17 protein-coding genes are annotated in these 19,616 nt (G+C 71.9%); 10 read left to right on the top strand and 7 right to left on the bottom strand.

Annotated features, from left to right (window positions below; translation table 11 throughout):
• Positions 1-6 precede the first annotated feature (6 nt).
• The 3 genes from ACGF2Y_RS21225 to ACGF2Y_RS21235 are packed head-to-tail and all read left to right on the top strand — an operon-like array spanning position 7 to position 3,091.
• The gene (locus ACGF2Y_RS21225; RefSeq protein ID WP_392949624.1) at positions 7-435 is read left to right on the top strand and encodes a hypothetical protein; all 429 of its coding nucleotides are present in this window, start codon (positions 7-9) and stop codon (positions 433-435) included.
• Positions 435-2,555 (top strand): hypothetical protein, encoded by a 2,121-nt coding sequence (locus tag ACGF2Y_RS21230; protein WP_392949626.1) that lies wholly within the window; start codon positions 435-437, stop codon positions 2,553-2,555. Before ACGF2Y_RS21225 ends, ACGF2Y_RS21230 begins: the two co-directional genes overlap by 1 nt.
• Complete coding sequence (locus ACGF2Y_RS21235; protein ID WP_392949628.1) at positions 2,555-3,091, top strand: hypothetical protein; 537 nt, start codon at positions 2,555-2,557, stop codon at positions 3,089-3,091. Before ACGF2Y_RS21230 ends, ACGF2Y_RS21235 begins: the two co-directional genes overlap by 1 nt.
• Before the next feature lie 39 nt (positions 3,092-3,130).
• Here the strand turns inward: ACGF2Y_RS21235 and ACGF2Y_RS21240 are convergent, their stop codons facing one another.
• The gene (locus tag ACGF2Y_RS21240; protein ID WP_392949630.1) at positions 3,131-4,213 is read right to left on the bottom strand and encodes a LacI family DNA-binding transcriptional regulator; all 1,083 of its coding nucleotides are present in this window, start codon (positions 4,211-4,213) and stop codon (positions 3,131-3,133) included.
• 150 nt (positions 4,214-4,363) lie between these two features.
• Between ACGF2Y_RS21240 and ACGF2Y_RS21245 the strand changes: the two genes are divergently transcribed.
• From ACGF2Y_RS21245 to ACGF2Y_RS21265, 5 genes are all read left to right on the top strand, one after another.
• Complete coding sequence (locus ACGF2Y_RS21245; protein ID WP_392949631.1) at positions 4,364-5,308, top strand: carbon-nitrogen hydrolase; 945 nt, start codon at positions 4,364-4,366, stop codon at positions 5,306-5,308.
• Between the two features lie 214 nt (positions 5,309-5,522).
• The gene (locus tag ACGF2Y_RS21250) at positions 5,523-6,521 is read left to right on the top strand and encodes an endonuclease/exonuclease/phosphatase family protein (RefSeq protein WP_392949694.1); all 999 of its coding nucleotides are present in this window, start codon (positions 5,523-5,525) and stop codon (positions 6,519-6,521) included.
• A 165-nt stretch (positions 6,522-6,686) separates the two neighbouring features.
• On the top strand, positions 6,687-7,439 hold the full coding sequence (cseB, locus tag ACGF2Y_RS21255) for a two-component system response regulator CseB (protein ID WP_392949634.1): 753 nt from the start codon (positions 6,687-6,689) through the stop codon (positions 7,437-7,439).
• A 17-nt stretch (positions 7,440-7,456) separates the two neighbouring features.
• Positions 7,457-8,710, top strand: coding sequence for a sensor histidine kinase (locus ACGF2Y_RS21260; protein WP_392949636.1), 1,254 nt, complete (start codon positions 7,457-7,459; stop codon positions 8,708-8,710).
• A 296-nt stretch (positions 8,711-9,006) separates the two neighbouring features.
• Positions 9,007-10,050 (top strand): D-alanyl-D-alanine carboxypeptidase family protein, encoded by a 1,044-nt coding sequence (locus ACGF2Y_RS21265; protein ID WP_392949697.1) that lies wholly within the window; start codon positions 9,007-9,009, stop codon positions 10,048-10,050.
• On the opposite strand, the gene ACGF2Y_RS21270 is transcribed toward ACGF2Y_RS21265, so the two are convergent.
• The 3 genes from ACGF2Y_RS21270 to ACGF2Y_RS21280 form a co-directional block, all read right to left on the bottom strand.
• The gene (locus tag ACGF2Y_RS21270; protein ID WP_392949699.1) at positions 10,010-11,158 is read right to left on the bottom strand and encodes an NADH:flavin oxidoreductase; all 1,149 of its coding nucleotides are present in this window, start codon (positions 11,156-11,158) and stop codon (positions 10,010-10,012) included. The two genes, ACGF2Y_RS21265 and ACGF2Y_RS21270, sit on opposite strands and share 41 nt — an antisense overlap.
• A gap of 393 nt (positions 11,159-11,551) precedes the next feature.
• A complete protein-coding gene (locus ACGF2Y_RS21275) occupies positions 11,552-12,562 on the bottom strand; it encodes a nucleotidyl transferase AbiEii/AbiGii toxin family protein (protein ID WP_392949639.1) in 1,011 nt (336 codons plus the stop codon).
• On the bottom strand, positions 12,559-13,260 hold the full coding sequence (locus ACGF2Y_RS21280) for a hypothetical protein (RefSeq protein WP_392949702.1): 702 nt from the start codon (positions 13,258-13,260) through the stop codon (positions 12,559-12,561). The genes ACGF2Y_RS21275 and ACGF2Y_RS21280 overlap by 4 nt, the downstream gene beginning before the upstream one ends.
• Positions 13,261-13,517: 257 nt before the next feature.
• Here ACGF2Y_RS21280 and ACGF2Y_RS21285 point away from each other — a divergent pair, with 257 nt between their 5' ends.
• Positions 13,518-13,736 carry a DUF4287 domain-containing protein gene (locus ACGF2Y_RS21285; protein ID WP_392949642.1) on the top strand — a complete coding sequence of 73 codons (219 nt, stop codon included), beginning with the start codon at positions 13,518-13,520 and terminating at the stop codon, positions 13,734-13,736.
• Between the two features lie 153 nt (positions 13,737-13,889).
• On the opposite strand, the gene ACGF2Y_RS21290 is transcribed toward ACGF2Y_RS21285, so the two are convergent.
• Both ACGF2Y_RS21290 and ACGF2Y_RS21295 read right to left on the bottom strand, forming a co-directional pair.
• Complete coding sequence (locus ACGF2Y_RS21290) at positions 13,890-14,543, bottom strand: hypothetical protein (RefSeq protein WP_392949645.1); 654 nt, start codon at positions 14,541-14,543, stop codon at positions 13,890-13,892.
• Positions 14,544-14,840: 297 nt separating this feature from the next.
• Positions 14,841-17,912, bottom strand: coding sequence for a BTAD domain-containing putative transcriptional regulator (locus ACGF2Y_RS21295; RefSeq protein ID WP_392949648.1), 3,072 nt, complete (start codon positions 17,910-17,912; stop codon positions 14,841-14,843).
• 200 nt (positions 17,913-18,112) lie between these two features.
• Here ACGF2Y_RS21295 and ACGF2Y_RS21300 point away from each other — a divergent pair, with 200 nt between their 5' ends.
• Positions 18,113-18,568 (top strand): hypothetical protein, encoded by a 456-nt coding sequence (locus ACGF2Y_RS21300; protein ID WP_392949703.1) that lies wholly within the window; start codon positions 18,113-18,115, stop codon positions 18,566-18,568.
• 108 nt (positions 18,569-18,676) lie between these two features.
• Here the strand turns inward: ACGF2Y_RS21300 and ACGF2Y_RS21305 are convergent, their stop codons facing one another.
• Positions 18,677-19,441: an SDR family NAD(P)-dependent oxidoreductase gene (locus ACGF2Y_RS21305; protein WP_392949651.1), complete on the bottom strand. Its 765-nt coding sequence runs from the start codon at positions 19,439-19,441 to the stop codon at positions 18,677-18,679.
• Positions 19,442-19,616: the final 175 nt, after the last annotated feature.

Raw genomic sequence — 19,616 nt, forward strand, 5'->3', positions numbered from 1 at the left:
CGCTTGATGGCGTGGGACGAGTGGGAGCAGCTGAAGAGCCAGGCGGCGATGCGGCTCAATCGTGTACCGGAGGAGGGCGGCGGCGCCGAGCCCGGAGGGGACCTCAAGGTCAACCAGAAGGATCTGGCCGCTGTGGGGGACAGTGCCTTCAAGCTTTTCGAGCGGCTGGGCAAGGACGGGCGTGATGCCTGGTCCGTCAGTCAGACCGCGGCCAAGGACCTGACGACCCAGGGGTTTGCGCTCGGCGGGGGGCTCTATCACGTCCAGAAGCGGTGGGAGAAGCAGCTGACCTCGCTACTGGATGCCTGTGCGCACATCTCCAACCATATGGACTTCACCAAGAAGGCCCATTCAGGGGACGAGTACCACATTTACTCCACCGTCAGCAGCATCTCCACGCTGGATGAGGGCTTCACCGAGAGGACCCAGCGCTGATGGACCTCGAAACTCTGCGGCATGGCAACTTCTCCCAGCTCAATGAGGCCATCACCGCCTGGAAGGGCGTGGTGGACAAACTCAAGGTGCTGGAGGGTGACGCCCGCGACGGCCTCAAGGCGAAGGCGGACAAAGCGAGCTGGGCCGGTGTGAACGCCACGGTGTCGCGGGAGTTCATCACGAAGACCGTGGGCGAGTTCGGCGATGCCCACACGCAGGCGACGACGATCCACAACATCCTCAAGGACACCCGCGATGAGCTCGTGGAGTACAAGGGAGAGCTGGACCAGGCGCTGGAGCGGGGACGCAAGAAGAACATCACGGTGGTGCCCACCGGAAACGGCGGCTTCACCGTCACGATGCTCATCCACCCCGACCGGGCGGCCAAGGGCACCGAGGTCGCGGACCATTCGCAGCAGGACGTGGACCACCTGCGGGACGACGTACAGCGGATCCTGAACAGGGCGACCGAGAGCGACACGAGCGCCGCGAAGGTGCTGAAGGCCATCGCTGATCAGGCCGACCTGGGGTTCTCCGGCGCGCAGTACAAGGACCGCGACTCCGCGGCCGATGCGCTGAAGAAGGCGGAAGAGGCGGCGAAGGTCATCAAGGAGAAGGGCGACGAGATGTCGGCCGCCGAGTTCCAGAAGCTCAACGCGACCCTCGGTGCGTATAAGAACGACCCCTTGTTCCAGGAGAAGTTCGCTACCACGCTCGGCGCGAAGGGGACACTGGACTTCTGGGCCGACCTTACCGACGTCTCGACCACGAACGACCTGGCCCGCACCCAGCTGAACCAGCTCGGCGACTTCCAGAAGAACCTCAGCCTCACGCTCGCCGGCGCCACCCAGTCGGACAGCCCCGCGATGCGTGCGTGGGAGAACGACATGGTGAAGTCCGCGGGCGAGCGCTACCAGACCCGTGGTTCGCAGGTGTGGGGCTACCAGCTGATGAGTAACCTGATGCGGGTCGGCGACTACGACGACCAGTTCCTGAACAAGTACGGCAACTCGCTGGTCGAGACCGAGAAGAAGATGAAGGTCCCGGGCAACTACTGGTCCGGCGCGACCGGTGGGCCGAACATGCCCAAGATGAACTTCATGGGCGACGAGGAGTTCGGCCGCGATCCGATGACCGGGTTCATGACGGCGCTCTCCAACAGTCCGGACGCCTCGACGGCGTTCTTCAACGCCGAAGAGCCTCAGGACAATGCGAAGTGGGTGCTCAAGGAGCGTGCGTCCTTCGACGACACGCCTTTGGACGATGGCCCCAATCCGGCACTGGAGGCCACGGGCAAGGCCATGTTCGCGGCGGTCTCGGGCGTCAGCGACCCGGACGCCGACGGTGTGAAGTTCGGGGAGCACACCCCGGAGCAGAGCGAAGCGATGAAGCGCTCGCTGGCGTTCCTCGCACAGACCGAGAACGACTTCCCGGCCGAGATGCGTGACGACATGGCCAGGGCCATGGGCAATCACGGAGAGGCCGTGCACAAGTCGATGAGCGACCCCCTGGGGTCCAAGGGCCTCGATTCCGGTCAGCTCATGGAAGTGAGCAAGCAGATCTCCCGTAACAAGGACACGTACGGCCTGCTCACGGAGCAGATGAACATCGCCATCCTCGGTGACATCCACACGGAGGCGGCCAAGACCGACCCTGAGGAGAACAACCCCGAGGACAGCCTCAAGAAGGCCGGCCGCACCGTTGGGTTCCTGGAGGAGGCCAGATATCAGGCGACCAATGACAAGAAGGACGGCGATCTTACCGACGCCTCGTGGAAGAAGGCGTGGACGTACCACCTCGTGGGCGGTGTCCTCACGCCGCTCGGCGGCGGGGCGCTGGGCGACCCCCTCCAGCGAGGAGTCGACGTCATCACGACGGCCTGGCTCCAGGACAAGAACAATGAGATCAACAACACCGCCACGAACAATCACCAGGACACCTACGGAAAACGGAACGAGCAGCTACGAGCCATTGCCGACCAGTGGTACGAGGTGAACGAGGACTGGGCCAAGGACCCGAGCCACGAGGGGTACTCGGAGGGCTACGGCGTCTACGACACCATCGGAGCGGCTGCCAACGACGGGAACGACAAGGCCGAAGGGATTGTGGGAGATCAGTGATGCGGGATTCTCTCCGGGCGCGCACCGCAGTGGTGTTCGTCGGGCTGGCGCTGCTCCTGTCGGGGTGCGGATCGTCGCGTGAGTACGCGATACCGAAGGAGGTGTGCGGAGTCCCGGCGGGGGAAAAGGAGCTGACGCCCCTTCTGCCTCATGGTGAGAAGTTCGAGGAGAACGGTGATTCCATCGTGACGAAAACTGGAAGTTACTGCGGCGTGATCGTGGATAATTACCAGGTAATCTCCCTCTTGGTTGACCAGGTCGACAAGTTCTACGATCCGATGGGAAAACTGTCAAGCTTCCGGTTCACGAACCGGAAGAAGATGGTGCCTTTGCCGTTCGGTGGCTCCGGTGCGATGGGCGACAGGAACGTCCTGATCAGCACCCCGTGCGGCTTGCCGGAGGCCGATCACCTGATGGTGTCCCTCACCGCAGGCGAAAAGGTCACGAAGGACGTGAACGAGCGGCGGAGCGACATGGAGGCCTTCATGCTCGACTTCGTTCCCCGGGTCAAGAAGGCCATGGCCTGCCCGGCCTGACGTGACGCCCTGTTCGGCCGGCTCGTGGTGCGCGGCGGGTCAGTCCGGCGACCCGGTGGAGGCGCGGGTCTCCAGGGACCAGGCGTGGCGGCGGACGGTGTCGGGGGCCGTGCGGTCCGCGAGGATGTCGCAGAGCAGTTCGGCGCAGGCGCGGCCGTACGCGGCCGGGTGCAGGTCGACGGCGGTGACCGGGGGTTCGGCGCCGCGGGTGGCGGGGCCGTCGACGCAGGACGCGACGAGCAGACCGGCGCCGGGCCCACCGCTCCCTCCGGGCCCGCCGCTTGTGCCGGCTCCGTTGCTCGCGCCGTTCGCGTTGCCTGTGGTGGTCGCGCCGACCTTGCGGCCGAGGGCCGCCGCCGCGCGCAGGACGCCGGGGGCGGAGCCGTCGGGGGCGCAGATCACGGCGTCGACCGAGGGGTCCGCGGTGAGCAGTGCCCGGGTGGTCTCCTCGGCCTCCGCCGGGGTCGCCGCGAACGGCACCGTGCGCAGCGCCACCGCCACCCCGTGGGCCAGCCCCCAGGACCGGGCCGTCGCCCGCAGGGCGGTCGCCCAGGCGGAGGAGCCGGCCGGGGCCAGGAGCGCGGGGCGGCGGGCGCCGCGCTCGGCGACATGGGCGAGGAGGGCGGTCAGCGAGGCGGCGTTGTCGCAGACCACGGCGCCGCTGGGGCCGGTGGCCGGGCCGAGGTAGCGCTCGCCGGTCACCACCGGGACGCCCGCGTCGAGCAGTCCGGGCACCGCGCTGTCGCCCGCCTCGGGGTCGATCACCAGCAGCCCGTCGACGCGCGAGGCGATCCGCCCGCCCGCCGCCCCCGAGGGCGCGAGCAGCACCATGTCGAGCCCGTCCTCCTGGGCCCGCTCCACCGCGCCGAAGGCGAGGCTCATGTAGTAGTCCAGCCGGGTCGCGGTCGCCGGCAGATGCAGGCCGACGGCCCCGGTGCTGGCGCGGCGCAGCCGCCGGGCGGCGCTGTTGGGGCGGTAGCCGAGCTCCTCCGCCACCGCGCGGACCCGGTCCCGGGTGGCTGCCGCGACCCGACCCGAGCCCTGGAGCGCGTCCGACACGGTGCTCTTGGAGACCCCGGCGGTACGGGCTACGTCGAGCAGGGTCACGGTCCGGGAGGTCACGGAGGTGAAGTCTAAGGGCTTCGCGAGGGTGGTGGCCGGGCGGGACAGAGGGTTGCCGGAACGTTCCGGCAGAGCTAGATTCGATCCCGGTTGCCGGAACGTTCCGGCAACCCTCTGCCCCCGCCCCGCTCCCCGCTCCTGGAACTGGTCATGCGTCTGATCACCGCGTACAACCCGCCCGCCTCCCCGACCCGGACCCGTCCCGCCGAGCGCGCCCCCCTGCGCGTCGCGGCCGTCCAGCAGCGCTGGCACCGCGACCCCGCCGAGCACCGCGCCGCCCTGCTGGAGGGCATCCGCCTCGCAGCGGCCGAGGGCGCCCGGGTGGTCTGCCTCCAGGAGCTGACGCTCTCGCCGTACTTCGCGGTCGTCCGCCGTGCCGACCACCCCGAGCCCGCCGGACCGGAGGAGCTGCTGACCGGCCCCACCTTCACGTTCGCGGCCGAGGCCGCCCGCGAGCACGGCGTGTACGTGCACGCCTCGCTGTACGAGAAGGCCCCGGCGCCCGGCGGTGAGGACGACGGCCTCGGCTACAACACCGCGGTCCTCGCCGCCCCCGACGGCACCCTCGCCCAGCGCACCCGCAAGACCCACATCCCGGTCACGGAGGGGTATTACGAGGACGACTGGTTCCGGGCCGGACCGGCCGGTGACGACGCCTTCCCGCTGGTCACGGTCGACGAGGCCCGCTTCGGCCTGCCGACCTGCTGGGACCAGTGGTTCCCGGAGCTCGCCCGCGCCTATTCCCTCGCCGGGGCCGACGTCCTCGTCTACCCGACCGCCATCGGCTCCGAGCCCGGCTTCCCCGGCTTCGACTCCCAGCCGCTCTGGCAGAAGGTGATCACCGGCAACGCCGTCGCCAACGCCACCTTCATGATCGTGCCGAACCGTACCGGCGCCGAGAACGGCCTCACCTTCTACGGCAGCTCCTTCATCGTGGACCCGTACGGCCGCGTCCTGGCCCAGGCCCCGCGCGACGAGCCCGCCGTCCTGGTCGCCGATCTCGACCTCGACGCCCGCCGTGACTGGCTGGAGCTGTTCCCGTTCCTGACCACCCGCCGCCCCGACGCGTACGGCCCGCTCACCGAGACCCGCTGAGCCCGGCGACAACCGCCTTCGACAGGACGGACACGAACGCGAACACGAACGCGAATACGAATACGAATCTGCGCACCGATACGTAGCTGATACAGAGCCGTGCGGCGCTCGAAGCGCTCCCCTGACCGGCCGGAAGCGGCGTTCCCGGAGGCTGTCGGCGTACCCGATCCCGGTGTACGCCGGTGTACGCGACCGTCAGGAGACCTGTGCCGTGCTGAGCCCACCGGAGGCCGCAGCGCCTGCCACGGACGCGGCGCCCGACCCCGGGTCCGCTCCCACCGGGCGCGCCGCCCGCCGCCGTTCCGCCCGTTGGCTCGTCGCCGCAGCGGTCGTCTGGGCCGCTGCGATGGCGCTGCACGCGTGGATCCCGAACGCGGGTGTCAACGCGGGCAGCCTCTTCCAGACGCTGCTGCCGTGGACGGGCCTCGGCGTGCCGTTCCTGCTCGTGCTCGCCGCCGTATGCCGGTCCAGGCTCGCCGCCGTGGCCGTGCTCGCGCCCGCCGTCGTGTGGGTGACGCTCTTCGGCGGAGCCCTCACCGACAAGCGCTCCGGCGATGGCGGCGCCGGCGACCTGACGGTGGTCAGCCACAACGTGGACGAGGGGAACACCGACCCGGCCGGCACCGCGCGGGTACTCGCCGGGGCGGGCGCGGACGTGCTGGCGCTCGAAGAGCTGTCCGACGCGTCGGCGGCCGTCTACTCCCGCGAACTGGCCGCCGCCTACCCGCACCACGCGGTGCTCGGCGGGGTCGGCATCTGGAGCAGGCACCCGCTGGCGGACGTGAAGGAGGTGCCGATCATGCCGTGGACCCGCGCGCTGCGGGCCACGGCCCGAACCCCGGACGGGCCCGTCGCCGTGTACGCGGTCCATCTGGCGTCGGTACGTGTCTCGGCGGCCGGATTCACGACGGGCCGCCGCAACGAGGCGGCCCGCGAGCTGGCCGCCGCGCTCCGGGCGGAGCCCGCGCCCCGGGTCGTGGTGCTGGGCGACTTCAACGGCACGTACCGGGACGGCGCGCTGTCCCCGGTGACCTCGCAGCTGCGGTCCGCGCAACGGGAGGCGGGCGACGGACTCGGGTTCACCTTCCCCGCCGCGTTCCCGATGGTCCGCATCGACGACGTGCTGGTACGGGGGATGACCCCGCGCGCCGCCTGGACCCTGCCCGCCACCGGCAGTGACCACCTTCCGGTCGCGGCCACGCTCGGGCGGTGATGTCCCTCCTGCGGCCATGCTGAGCCGGTGACGTTCCGGTCATGGGCTCCTCGTAGCGGCCTTGCTGAGCCGGTGGGCCGAGCCGGTGACGTCCCTCCTGCGGCCACGCTGAGCCGTGACCAGGTCCCCCGCCCTCCCCCCGACTACGATGCGAGCGACCGACCGATGACCTCGAACGCCCAGGTAGGCAGCGTGTCCGAAGCCCGGGGCCCGGCCCCCGTCAGCGTGCTCGTGGTCGAGGACGACGCCACCATCCGGCGCGCCGTCCAGCTGGCCCTGGAACGTTACGGCTACCGGGTCGACGTGGCCGCCGACGGGCTCAGCGGCCTGGAGGCCTTCCGCGCGGGCGCGCACGACCTGCTGATCCTCGACGTGATGCTGCCCGAGCTCGACGGCATCGGCCTCTGCCACCGGATCCGCGAGGAGAGCCCCGTACCGGTCCTGATGATGTCCGCGCGCGGCGACGCCCTCGACGTGGTCGCGGGCCTGGAGGCGGGGGCCGACGACTACGTCGTGAAGCCCGTCGACACCGCCGTACTGGTCGCCCGGATCCGTGCCCTGCTGCGCCGCGCCACCTTCCGGCCGGACACCGACCGGCCCGCACGCAGGGAGTCCGGCCAGGCCCCCGACCACGTTCTGGTCTTCGGAGACCTCAGTGTCGACACGCTCGGCATGGAGGTGCGCCGGGCCGGCGAGACCGTGTCGCTGACGCCGACCGAGCTCCGCCTGCTGCTGGAGTTCGCCGCCGCGCCCGGCTCGGTCCTCGGCCGCCGCCGGCTGCTGCGCGATGTGTGGGACTACGGCTGGGAGGGCGACACCCGGGTCGTCGACCTGTGCGTACTGCGGCTGCGCAAGAAGATCGGCAGCGGGCGGATCGAGACCGTCCGCGGCTTCGGCTACAAACTCGTCCGCGGCTGAGCGGCCGGACGATCACCGTGGACGTCCTCAACCACCGCGCCCTGCGCTGGAAGATCGCCGCACTCGCCGCCGCCGCGTGCTGCGCGGTCGCGGCCGTGGTCGGCTTCCTGGTCCACGACGCGACCCGGGAGCGCGGACTGCGCGTCGGCCACGACCGCACCCTCACCCGGCTGATCGCCGCCGAGCGGGAGTTCGACCGTACGGGGAAGGCCCCGGCCGACATCGACGTACGGACCAGGGCGGAGCTGCCCGGACCGCTGGCGCGCGACCTCGCCGACCGGCCGGACACCGGGGGCGGATACGCCACCTGGTACGACGCCGATCCGCCCAACTGGTACTGGATGTGGGGCGCCGTGGCCGTCGGCGGCGACCGGATCCTCGTCGTCCGGCACGACATGAGCACCGAGGTCCGCAGCCTCCAGCTCCTGGACCGCAGCATCGTGAAATCGGTTCTCGTCGCCCTCCTGTTCGTCGTGCCGCTCGCCGCCCTCGCCACGGAACCGATCAACCGGCGGCTGCGCCACGGGGCCCGTACCGCCCGCCGGATCGCGGACGGCGACCTGGACGCCCGTATCGGCCCCGCCGGGCGGGCCCGCGACGAGATCACCGAGATGTCGGCGGCCGTCGACGACATGGCAGGCGCCCTCCAGCGCAAGCTGGAGAACGAGCGGCGCTTCACCGCCGACGTCGCGCACGAACTGCGCACCCCGCTCATGGGCCTGGTCACCGCCGCCGGGCTGCTGCCCGACGACGACGAGGCGAGCGGTCTCGTACGGGACCGGCTGCGGGCCCTGAACGCGCTGGTCGAGGACCTGCTGGAGATCTCCCGCCTCGACGCGGGCGCCGAGCGGGCCCGCCTCGACCCGGTGCCGCTGGGCGATCTGGTCACCGACGTGGTGCGGCGTACGGGCACGGACACGCATGTCACCGCGGCGGACGCCGGGGTGGTGGATACCGACCCGCGCCGGGTGGAGCGGATCGTGGTCAACCTCGTCACCAACGCCCACCGGCACGGCGCGGCCCCCGTCGGGGTGACCGTCACCGGGGCGCGGATCGCCGTACGCGACCACGGGCCGGGCTTCCCGCCCGACCTGCTGGAGCGGGGCCCGCAGCGCTTCCGCACCGGCGCGAGCGAACGCGGCCGGGGGCACGGTCTCGGACTGACGGTCGCCCTGGGCCAGTCCGAGGTGCTCGGAGCCCGGCTGACCTTCGCGAACGCGCCGGACGGGGGAGCCCTCGCCACCCTCGACCTGGCCCCGCGGCCCGCCTGATACGGAACCGAAACGTACTCTCGCGGGGGCGGAAACGGCGCTGTACGGGTCCGGAAGAACGACTCCTCGAAGGTGACTGCGGTACGGGAAACCGCACGCGTCACCTGGAGGAGCCCATGCCCGCAGCCCCCGCTACCCCCGCAACCCCTGACCCCGCCCCCGCTACCTCTGACCCTGCCCCCGATTCCGGCCCTGCTCCCGATTCCGCTCCTGCCCCTGCTCCCGGCCCGGGGAGGGGCGTTCGCTTCCGGCTCCGCTGCTCGCGCCCGGTTCTCGTACCGCTGACCGCAGCCGTGATGCTCGCGGCCGGTACGGGAGGGTGGTACGCGTTCGGCGGCGGCGGGTCCGCGACCGGGCCGGCCACCGCCGGGGGCCCGGGGGAGGCGGTGGCGCCGCTCGCCAGGTCGATGCACCTGCCGTGGCCGCGCGAGGGCCAGGCGAGCGTGGCGGTCGAGGGGATCGGCAGTCTCGGCACCCGGGGCGAGCAGAAGCCGGTCCCGATCGCCAGCGTCACCAAGGTCATGACGGCCTACGTGATCCTGAAGGAGCACCCGATGCGGGCCGACGCCCCCGGCGCGACGGTGGTCGCCGACCGGCAGGCGGCCGACGAGTCGTACTCCTCCGTCGAGACGACCGCCCCGGTGCTCGCCGGGCGGGAGTACACCCAACGCCGCCTGCTGGAACTGATGATGGTGCCGTCGGGCAACAACGTGGCCCGGTTTCTGGCCCGTTGGGACGCGGGCGACGAGTGGGCGTTCGTCGCGAAGATGAACCGGGCCGCCGCCGGGCTCGGCATGCGCGCCACCACGTACACCGGCGTGAGCGGCATGGAGGCGAGTACGAGGAGCACGTCGGCGGACCAACTGAGGCTGGCCCGCGCCGCCATGAAGGACCCGGCCTTCCGGCGGATCGTGGCGACCCCCTCCGTCACGGCCCCGGGTGCCGGGGTGACCCTCCGCAACACCAACAAGCTGCTCGGGCGCGACGGGGTCATCGGCCTGAAGACCGGCTCCTCCACCCCGGCCGGCGGCAACCTCGTCTGGGCCACCACGCAGGAGGTCGCCGGAGTGCCCCGCCTGGTCCTCGGGGTCGTGCTGCACCAGCGTGCCGGCACCACCCCCGCCGAGGGCAGCGCCGCCGCCCACGAGGCCAGCCTCGCCCTGATCACCGCGATCCGCGCGGACCTCCCGGCAGCGGCGGACCGGGCCGGGAGTTCCCCAGACGCCGGGAGTTCCGGGGGCGCCGGGGGTTCCGGAGACGCCGGGAGGTCCAAGGATGCCAGGAGGTCCGGAGACTCCGTCAGCGCAGGGTCGTCAGCATCTCCGCGGAGAACGGCGTGATGTCCGCGGTGCGCCCGCGCAGGGTCTTCGCCGCCCACTCGGGGTCGGAGATCAGCGCCCGCCCCACGGCGACCATGTCGAACTCGTCGCGCTCCATCCGTTCCAGCAGCTGCTCGATGCCGGTGACCTTGGAGTCGCTGCCCTGGAAGGCGCCGAAGAAGTCGCCGTCCAGGCCGACCGAGCCGACGGTGAGGGTCGGCTTGCCGCTGATCTTCTTCACCCATCCGGCCAGGTTCAGGTCGGAGCCCTCGAACTCCGGCAGCCAGTAGCGGCGGGTGGACGCGTGGAAGACGTCGACGCCGGCCTCGGCCAGCGGCGTGAGCAGGGCGTCCAGCTCCTGCGGTGTCTCGGCGAGCTTCGCCTCGTAGGCGTCCGCCTTCCACTGGGACATCCGGAAGAAGAGAGGGAAGGCGTCGGAGACGGCGGCGCGGCAGGCTGCCACGATCTCGGCCGCGAAACGGGTCCGGGCGACCAGGTCGCCGCCGTAGGCGTCGGTACGCCGGTTGCTGCCGGACCACAGGAACTGGTCTATCAAGTAGCCGTGGGCGCCGTGCAGTTCGACCCCGTCGAAGCCGAGGCGCTCGGCGGCGGCCGCCGCGTCGGCGAAGGCGGCGATGACGTCGTCGAGGTCCTTCTGCGTCATGGCACGCCCCTTGGGCTCGCCGCTCAGGGACACGCCCGAGGGGCCGACCGGCTCGGCGTCCGGGACGGGCCCGGCGCCTTCGGTGCGAGTGACGCCCACGTGCCACAGCTGCGGGATGATCGCGCCGCCCGCCCGGTGCACGGAGTCCGCCACCTCCCCCCAGCCCGCGAGCGCCGCCTCGCCGTGGAAGCGCGGCACCCGGTCGCTGGTCCCGGCGGATTCGTGGTCGACGTAGGTGCCCTCGGTGATGATCAGCCCGACGTCACCGGCGGCCCGCCGGGTGTAGTAGTCCGCCACGTCCTGTCCCGGAACGCCGTCCGGGGAGAAGTTCCGGGTCATGGGCGCCATGGCGATCCGGTTCCGGGAGGTGAGTCCCCGGACCGAGAACGGGCGGGAGAGGGTGGCCGCCGCGCGGGCGGCGGCGCTCGCTTCCGCCGGGGCCGTCCCGCCCGCCGGGGCTGTCACGCCTGCCGGAGCTGTCTCGTCGGTCACGTCGGTCACGTTTGTCACGTCGGGTCCTGTCCGTTGCGGGGGGTGCTCCACCCGGCCACAACGCGCTCGTGCCGCGTGGCCATCCCGGCATCGACCCTGATCGGGGTAAAGAGAAAGCAAAGAACGGAGTGTGCCTCCGGTGCTCTCGGGCTCGGCGGAGGCGCACACGCACGGCGTCTCCGGCGAGCGCGGGTCCGCCCGTACGATCTCCAGGTCCCCGGCGCGGAGCCGACCCCCGCACGCCTCACGCGCCCCCGGGCCTCACGCGCCCCCCGGGCCGCACGCCGGCCACCGGTCCTGCCCGCCCGGATTCCCGTACCGCGTAGCCTGCGATCGGCAGGACGGCCACCGCCCCGGCCGTCCCGGTCACTCGGCGGCGTCGGCGAACGTCGGAGCCAGCGCCGCCCGCAGCCGGTCGGTGAACTCCGCCTCGCGGCCCGCGAACTGCGGGTACTCGCCGACGAAGTGATGCCACTCGACGTAGCTCAGCGCCACGTCCAGATCCTCGCTCCCCACCCACTCCCGCCCGGCCTCCGGCCACTCCCCGCCCAGCCGGAACACGTCCTGGAGCAGGGCGGCCGGAAGCGGGTGCCGCTCCGCGAGCAGGGTCGCGTCGTAGAGGTCCTTGCCCTGTGCGTACGAGTCGTTGACCAGCCACATCACCTTCCAGGCCAGGGACAGCGCCGGGGTGGCCGCGTACAGGGCCCCGCCGGACGGCAGGAGCATCCGCTCGGGCGGATCGGGCAGCTGCTCGCCGAACACGAAGTCCAGCTGCACCCAGCCGCCCGGAGTGCCGGGAGCCTGCCAGGGCAGCATCATGCGGCGGCCCGGCACCCGCTCGTACGTCCAGATGTCCTCGCACACGGCCCCGGCGGCGTGGATCCGAACCCCGTCGGCGCCTCCGGCGGCCTGTGCCTCGGCCGCCGCCGCGACACCGGCCAGCAGCTCCGAGGTCCGCTCCTCCTCCATCCGCCACGACGCGGGAGCGACCACGAAGTCCAGGTCGCCCGGCTCGCGCGCCTGCTCGCCGAACCACAGGGCCATCAGCACGCTGCCGCGCAGCACCAGCGCCTGTGCCCACGGGGACGCGGCCACTCCGTCCCGTACGGCGGAGAGCGCCGCGGACCGGGCGGCCTGCCAGGCCCGGGTCGCCCCGGAGGACGGGAAGACCGGGTCGGAGGCGCGGAAGGCGTTCGGGAAATGGGTGAGCGCCGGGTCGAAGACGGTTCGCTGGACGGCTTCGTCGTCCAGCACCCGAAGCATCGTCCCGGGCACGGCGTCCCGGAAGGGGCGGCGCGCGTCCAGTCCCGCCGCGGAGGGCACGGGCGAGGCCGCGGGCACCACCGTGGGAAACGGTGGGCGCTGTTCGGTGCTCATGCTGCTTCCAGCCATCCTTCGTCCAGCTCCGGACCGCTGTCCAGGAGCACGTACTCCCGCTCCACGTCGACCACCTCGTATGCCGTCAGCTCCGCGAGGAGCGCGTCCAGCCGCAGTGCCGCACGGCGGTCGCCGGTCCGGTGGCAGCGCTGGGTGACGAAGCGCTCCTCCCGGCCGTCCGCCCGGCGCCGGCGCGCGTTCCACGAGACATGCGCCCCGTGCCGTACGGCCACCGCGACGAGGGCTTCCCATCGGCCGCTGTCCGCCGCGACGGAGGCCTTCCGGTCGTGGCCCGCCGCGACGGGAGCCTTCCGGTCGCCGTCCGCCGTGATGTGGGTCTCCCGGTCGCCGTCCGATGGGTCGAGCAGCAGCTTCACATGGTGCTCGAAGTGCCGCCCGCCGTGCGGGTGGTCCGCGTCCGGTACGTCCGCGTCGTCCCGGGGAACCCCGGCCGCCCACGGCGCGCACTCGACCTTCACGCGCGCCACGGCGAACCCGTCCCGGACCAGCGCCGCCCCGAGCTCGCGGACGGCGGCGAGCTCGTCCTCGTAGGACGGCCGGCTCCCGCGCAGCGTCAGCATCGGCTGGGAGGCGGTCCGCCCCCGGGCCAGCGCGATGTGCGTGAACTTCACACCGGGCCGGCGGGCGGCCCAGTGTTCCAGCCTGCGCAGTTCGTCGCCCTCGCACAGCAAGGTCAGATGGCTCTCGTACACCGGGACAGGATGCCGCAGCACACGTCGAACGGGCGAGCGGAATACCGGGGGCGCCGCCACCGTCCGACGGTCGCGCGCGAGACGGTGACCGTGACCCGCATCACCTCTGGACGCCGATGACTTCACCGTCCACCGCCGGTCATACCTACGACACCATCCGGGCGGGGAGGGCGGGTCATACCCCGGACGTCACACTCCGCGCTCCGCCCTCCGTACTCCGCACTCCACAGACGGGACACCCCATGACCGATGCCGTGAAGGGCCCTGCCGGCTACTTCCCCGCGATCGAGAAGAAGTACGGCCGCCCGGTCCCCGAGTGGAAGGAACTCATCCGCTCCTCCCCGCTGACCAGACACATGGAACTGGTCGCCTGGCTCAAGTCCGAGCACGGCCTGGGCCACGGCCATGCCAACGCCCTGGTCGCGCACACACGCGCCGAGGACGAGGACAGCGGCCGCTGACCGGTTCGCAGTACTACCGGGCCCCGGGTCGCGACTACCAGCCCCGGGCGGCGCCTTCGCCCCGTACAGCCGACAGCGGGCGCATCCCACAGGAGGCGCCCGCCGGGGCGGAACGTCGGCGCCAAGGACTTCGAGCGCCGGTGAGGCGGACCTTCAGCTGGTCCAGACGACCGGACTGTCGCGGTACGTGTCGCCCTCGTCGAACTCGGCGCCCGTGACGGGCGCGCTCTTCGTGGCGCTGAGTGCGCAGGTCTCGTACGACGCGCCCTTGGTGGTGAACTCGCGGGGCGCGGCCTCCCGCTCGCACTTGCCCGGGATCTCGCCGATCAGCACGACGCCCGTGCCCGCGCCGCCTTCCAGCACACCGTCGAGCTTCAGCGACGCGTACGACAGGTCGGTGCCGCCGACGTTCTCCACCTTCATCTTGATGAAGTAGGGCGTCATTCCCTTCGCCTTGTCACCGAATGCGGCCATATCGGCCTCGGTGCCCTTGTCGATCGCCGTGACGGTCACCGCGATGGTGCCCTTCTTGTCGCTCGTGTACGCGAACGGCAGAACGGCCCGGTCGCCGACCTTGAGCTTCGTGCCCGGGGCGGTGACGTCACCCTCGGCCGGAGCGGCGCTGTCGTCGCCGCTGTCGGCGGCCGGGCTCTCGCTGCTCGGTTCGGGCGCTTCCGGGGCCGGGGCCGATGCCGGCGCCGACGGTGAGTCCTTCGCCGCCGGCTCACCGTCGTCGCCGTTGCAGGCCGAAAGGCCGAGCCCCATGGCGACCACAGCGGCCGCGAACGCGATACGTCGCTTGTGCACTACTACTACCTCACTGGTTACGAGAGCCGTCCGACACGGCAGCTTCGAACTTTCGATTGACTTCGAGAGTTGGCCTGCACCGGGCTGGACCTATCGGAGCGGCTTCCCGACAGGTTTCCGCCGGCTGACGCGCAGTGTGGCGTATCCGGGAATACGACCGGCATACGCGGGGCACACGCCGGCGAGCAGGGCGCCCGCTGGACACGCACCCGGCACACATCGAACACACACCCGGCACGCATCAGGCACACCGGGTACACCGGGCACACACAGGAAGGCGAACCGCCGCGGTGCGCCTCAGCGGATCGTGTCCCGTACGGCCGCCGCCTCGTCGGCCAGGCGCTTCGCGATGACGGTGTCTCCCGCCGCGGCCCGCAGCCGGGCGAGTTTTTCCAGCACACCCGCGAGCAGGTACGGGTAGTCGATTCCGCGGGCCACCCCGACCGCGTGCTCCCCCTGGCCGATCGCGGCCGGCAGATCATCGGGGTCGTGCAGGCGGGCATCGAGCAGGTCGATGAGAACGCGGGTCTCGAACATGGGGTCGTGGAGTGCGCGCGCGACCTCGACGCCTTCGAGGAGGAGGCGGCGGGCCTCGGCGTACTCGCCCCGGGCGAGGTGGAGACAGCCCCAGGCGTGGGCGGTGTAGAAGGCGCCCGACGATCCGATGCTCCGGGCGTACTCGGTCAGTTCGGCGAACGACTCCTCCGCCTCCGCGTGCCGGCCGCGTGCGAGCTGCGCCTGGCCGAGCCAGTAGGTGTCCCGCGCGATCAGGGTCCGGATCCCCTGCTTCCTCGCCCCGGCGACGATCTCCGTGAGGACCGCCTCCGCCTGCCCCGGCCTGCCCGCCTGCAGATGAGCCAGGCCGACCTGTGAGTACGCGTGCAGTGCCGCCGCCGGCTGCCCGCCGGCGTCGAGCCGTTCGTACGCCTGCCGGCCCGCCGTGATCGCCTCGGTCAGACGGCCGTTGGGCACGAGGAAGAACGGCGCGTTGCTCAGCGCCTCCAGGTAGCCCCGCCGGTCCCCGATCCGCTCGAACAGGACCATGGCCTCGGTGTTGGCCTCCTCGGCCGGGCCGTACCGGCGCCGGGTGTAGAGCAGACCGGCCATCGAGATGAGCAGCCTGGCCCGGCCTCGCAGGTTCCCCGCGGTCTTGGCCAGGCCCATCGCCGTGTCGTAGCACTCCTGCCATTCGTCGAAGTACCGCTCCGTCTCGAACAACGCGTGTCCGCCCACGGCCAGTTCCCAGCAGAGCTCGTCCCTGCCCAGCTCCGCGGCCTGCCGCACACCTGCCACCAGGGGGACGCGTTCCGCGTCCAGCAGCTTCATCGGCGGTACGGAGGGCGGCAGGCTCGCCTCCACCCGCGCCGGCTGCCACCGCTCGGCGTCCTGCTGGAACATGTTCTGTCCCATGTGGTCACGGTCGGCGATGTCGGTGACGGCCAGCAGCGCGCCGAGGACGCGGACGACGGACGCGTCCCGGGCCTCCGCCGGCTCCTCCGCCTCCGCGCGCTCCCGGGCGTACGTGCGGACCAGGTCGTGGAAGCCGTAACGCGCCTGACCGTTCGGCATTCCGGTGACGTCGAGGAGGTGGACGTCGACGAGCTCGTCGAGGAGTTCCTGGGCCGCCGACAGCCCGCTGTCGACGGCGGCGGCGGCCGCCCAGAGCGGGAAGTCGGGTGCCTCCAGCAACCCGAGGAGCCGGAACAGCCGTCGAGCCCCGGGCCGGATCCCCTCGTAACTCAGCCCGAAACTGGCCCGTACTTCGAGATCGCGATAGCGCAGTGCGTCCAGCCGGTGGTGTTCGTCCGCCAGCCGGGACACGAGATCCGCCGGCTGCCAATGCGGTCGTGACACCAGGAGCGACCCGGCGATCCGCAGCGCGAGCGGCAGCCGCGCACACAGCCGGACCAGGGCGGACAGCTCCGCCCGTCCGGCCGAGGCCAGCCGCCCGTCCGTGCTGTTGCGCAGCATGGCCAGACTGTCGGCCTCGGACATCGCGCGGAGCTCGACCCGGTGCGCGCCGCCCAGACCTCCCAGCCGTACGCGGCCGGTGGCGATCACGCCACACGTACCGCTCGCCGGCAGCAGGGGGGCCAGCTGCTCCTCGTCGAACGCGTCGTCGAGCACGACGAGGATCCGCCGTTCCGCGAGCAGGCTCCGGTACAGGTCCGTACGCTCGTCCGGATCGTCCGGCACCGCCGTGGCGGGCACCCCCAGCGCGCGCAGGAAGCGGCCGAGCACGGTGGCCGGGGAGAGGGGCTGCGTACGTGCACCGGCCAGCGCGGCGAACAGCTGACCATCGGGGTACGCCGGCCTGAGCCGATGGGCGGCCTGCACCGCGAGGGCGGTCTTGCCGATCCCGCCGGGGCCCGAGATCGTCACCATCGCGGCCGGTTCATCAGCGGAGTGGTCCGCGCGGAGCACGGCGTCGATCTCCGCCAGCTCGGCCTGCTGCCCGCTGAAGTCGCCGAGCGCCGGAGGCAGCATCCGGGCGACGGGGGTGCTCTGGCGCCCTTGCTGCTCGGCTGGGGTGTTCTGGTGTTCTTGCTGCTCGGCGGGGGCGCTCCGGCGTCCTCGTTCCTCGGCCGGGGCGCTCCGGCGTCCCTGCTCCTCGGCCTCGACCGCCCGGTCCAGCGCGGGGTCCTCGCCGAGGATGGCCCGGTGCAGGTCCCGCAGCCTGCGGCCGGGCTCCAGGCCGGTCTCCTCGGCCAGGACGTCACGGACCTGGAGATAGGCCAGCAGCGCGTCCGCCCGCCGGCCGCAGCGATACAGCGCGAGCATGAGCTGGACCCACATCCGCTCGCGGAACGGGTGCTCCATCGTGAGCGCGGTCAGCTCGCCGAGCAGCTCGCTGTGCCTGCCGAGCCGGAGGTCGACGTCGATCCGCTCCTCAAGTACGCCGAGCCGTAGCTCGTCGAGGCGCGTGGCCTCCGGTCCCAGCGCCGGGACGTCGGTGATCCCGCTGAACGCGGGTCCCCGCCAGAGGTTCAGCGCCTCGACGAAGAGCAGGCGCGACGGTTCGCGTTCACCGGCCGCCAGCGCCTCCCGGGCCGCGCCCGCCAGGTCTTCGAAGCGTGCCGCGTCCAGTTCGTCACGGCCGGCGCGCAGCAGATAGCCCCGGCCCTCCCGGGCGATGCGTTCCGGGTCCCCCAGGTGCTGCCGGAGCCGGTGGACGTAGGTCTGCACGTTCTTGGCGGCACTCTTCGGCTGCTCCTCGCCCCAGACCGCCTCCACCAGCGCGTCATCGGTGACCCGCCGTCCCGGCCGGCTCAGCAGGACCGCCAGGAGCACCCGCCCTTTCGGCGTGCCCAGTTCCAGTGGCACACCGGCCCGCCACACGGTCAGCGGACCCAGTACCCCGAAGTGCACAGCTGCCCCCCCGTCTTCGACGGCAACTCTAACGACCGTCCCGCTGACGACTGTCCCCCTGACGACCGTGCCACGTGGTGGGGCCGCGGTCCCAGGAGCTGCGCCCGCCAGTAGAGTGCGATGTTTGTTCGACTCGCTGAGAGGTGGAGGGACGGCTGGTGAGCGCGCAACTGAGAAGCGCCGCAGAAGAGTTGGCGGACATGTTGTGGCGGGAACACTCGGTGTACCGGGGGCGGTCCGGGGGGATGGTCATCCGGGGTGAGCACGTACGGCGGTGGATCAGCCTCGCTCCGGCGGGCGGCCGGGACGTGGTCCTCGTGCGTGCGGGGCGCATTCTGGACGGCGGCACCACCGCTCCGGCGCGTTCGGAGGCCGTGGTGCCCCTCTCCGCCGGTACGGGCGTGCTCGCCGCGACCAGCCGGCGCCTGCTGGCCGAGGCGGCGGCCGATGTGGTGCGGGTCGCTCCGGGCCGGACGGCGCCCGGTCGGTCGGACCGGTTCCGTCGGTCCGGTCGGCCGGGTCGGTCCGGTCGGTCCCGTAACTCCGTGCGGCGAAATGGCAGGGGAAGGCACACCGGTTTCGGCTCCTGGGTGATCCTCGCCTGCGTCGCCGGTGTGATCGCCCTGTACGCCTACAGCGCCGCGATGCACGGCTGAGACGTCCCGCGGTTGAGGCGTCCCACGGCCCATTGGGCAGGCCGGGACCGCAGCCGTAGCCAATGACCGCAAGCGCAAGCGCAAGCGCGATCGTGACCGCGACCGCAGTCAGGCAGCGGCGCCGCCGTCGATGACCAGGTCGCTGCCGATCACGGAAGCGGCATCGGGCGAGGCCAGATACAGCACGGCTGCCGCGACCTCGGCGGTGGAGGAGATCCGTCCCAGCGGCACCGCGTCCTTCATCCGGGCGGCGCGTCCGGCGTCGGTCTCGCCCGGCAGCAGCGACATGGTGGTGGCGGCCGGGCCGGGGCTGACGGCGTTGATGCGGACCCCGTCGGCGATGTGGTCCAGGGCGGCGGCCCGGGTCAGGGCGGAGACGGCCGCCTTGGTGGCGATGTAGCCGGCCACGCCCGGGATACGGCTGTGCGCGCCGAGGTTGGAGGCGATGTTGACGATCACGCCGCCGGTGGGCTGGTCGCGCATCCGGGCGACTTCGGCCTGGAGACCGAGGAACACACCGGTGACATTGATGTCGAGCAGCGTGCGCCAGTCCTCCTCGGGGAGGTCGGCCAGGGGCGCGCCGCCCCGGAAGACCCCCGCGTTGTTGACGGCGACATCAAGGCTGCCGAAGTGTTCGACGGTGCGCCGGACCAGCATCCTGACGTCCTCGGAGCGGGTCACGTCCGCGGTGACCGCGGCTGCCGAACCGCCTTCCTTCTCGATCAGGGCGACGGTCTCGTCGAGCGATGCGGCGGTGCGTCCGGCCGCTACCACCGAGGCCCCTTCGGCGGCGAAGGCGAGAGCGACGGCCCGGCCGATGCCGGAGCCTGCGCCGGTGACGAGGACGGACTTGCCGGTGAAACGTGCGGTCATGGTGATGACTCCCTGATCGGTACTCGGTCGGTCGGTATTCGGCTGCTTGGTACGGGTGTTGAGGGAGGCGGTGGCGGCGAACGCGAGCAGCCCGACGAATCAAGCCGCCCCGGTCGAGCCAGTCCCGGTCGAGCCAGTCCCGGTCGTGGTGGCCTGGCCGTGGTGTTCCAGCTCT

The sequence above is a fragment of the Streptomyces sp. NPDC048142 genome, from assembly GCF_043202835.1.
Classification (GTDB): Bacteria; Actinomycetota; Actinomycetes; order Streptomycetales; family Streptomycetaceae; genus Streptomyces.

Excerpts from the sequence above, each read along its gene's own strand:
- ACGF2Y_RS21225 (WP_392949624.1), top strand. The coding sequence starts at position 7 with ATGGCGTGGGACGAGTGGGAGCAGCTGAAGAGCCAGGCGGCGATGCGG.
- ACGF2Y_RS21230 (WP_392949626.1), top strand. The coding sequence starts at position 435 with ATGGACCTCGAAACTCTGCGGCATGGCAACTTCTCCCAGCTCAATGAG.
- ACGF2Y_RS21235 (WP_392949628.1), top strand. The coding sequence starts at position 2,555 with ATGCGGGATTCTCTCCGGGCGCGCACCGCAGTGGTGTTCGTCGGGCTG.
- ACGF2Y_RS21245 (WP_392949631.1), top strand. The coding sequence starts at position 4,364 with ATGCGTCTGATCACCGCGTACAACCCGCCCGCCTCCCCGACCCGGACC.
- cseB (WP_392949634.1), top strand. The coding sequence starts at position 6,687 with ATGACCTCGAACGCCCAGGTAGGCAGCGTGTCCGAAGCCCGGGGCCCG.
- ACGF2Y_RS21265 (WP_392949697.1), top strand. The coding sequence starts at position 9,007 with ATGCTCGCGGCCGGTACGGGAGGGTGGTACGCGTTCGGCGGCGGCGGG.
- ACGF2Y_RS21275 (WP_392949639.1), bottom strand. The coding sequence starts at position 12,562 with ATGAGCACCGAACAGCGCCCACCGTTTCCCACGGTGGTGCCCGCGGCC.
- ACGF2Y_RS21285 (WP_392949642.1), top strand. The coding sequence starts at position 13,518 with ATGACCGATGCCGTGAAGGGCCCTGCCGGCTACTTCCCCGCGATCGAG.
- ACGF2Y_RS21300 (WP_392949703.1), top strand. The coding sequence starts at position 18,113 with ATGTTGTGGCGGGAACACTCGGTGTACCGGGGGCGGTCCGGGGGGATG.
- ACGF2Y_RS21305 (WP_392949651.1), bottom strand. The coding sequence starts at position 19,441 with ATGACCGCACGTTTCACCGGCAAGTCCGTCCTCGTCACCGGCGCAGGC.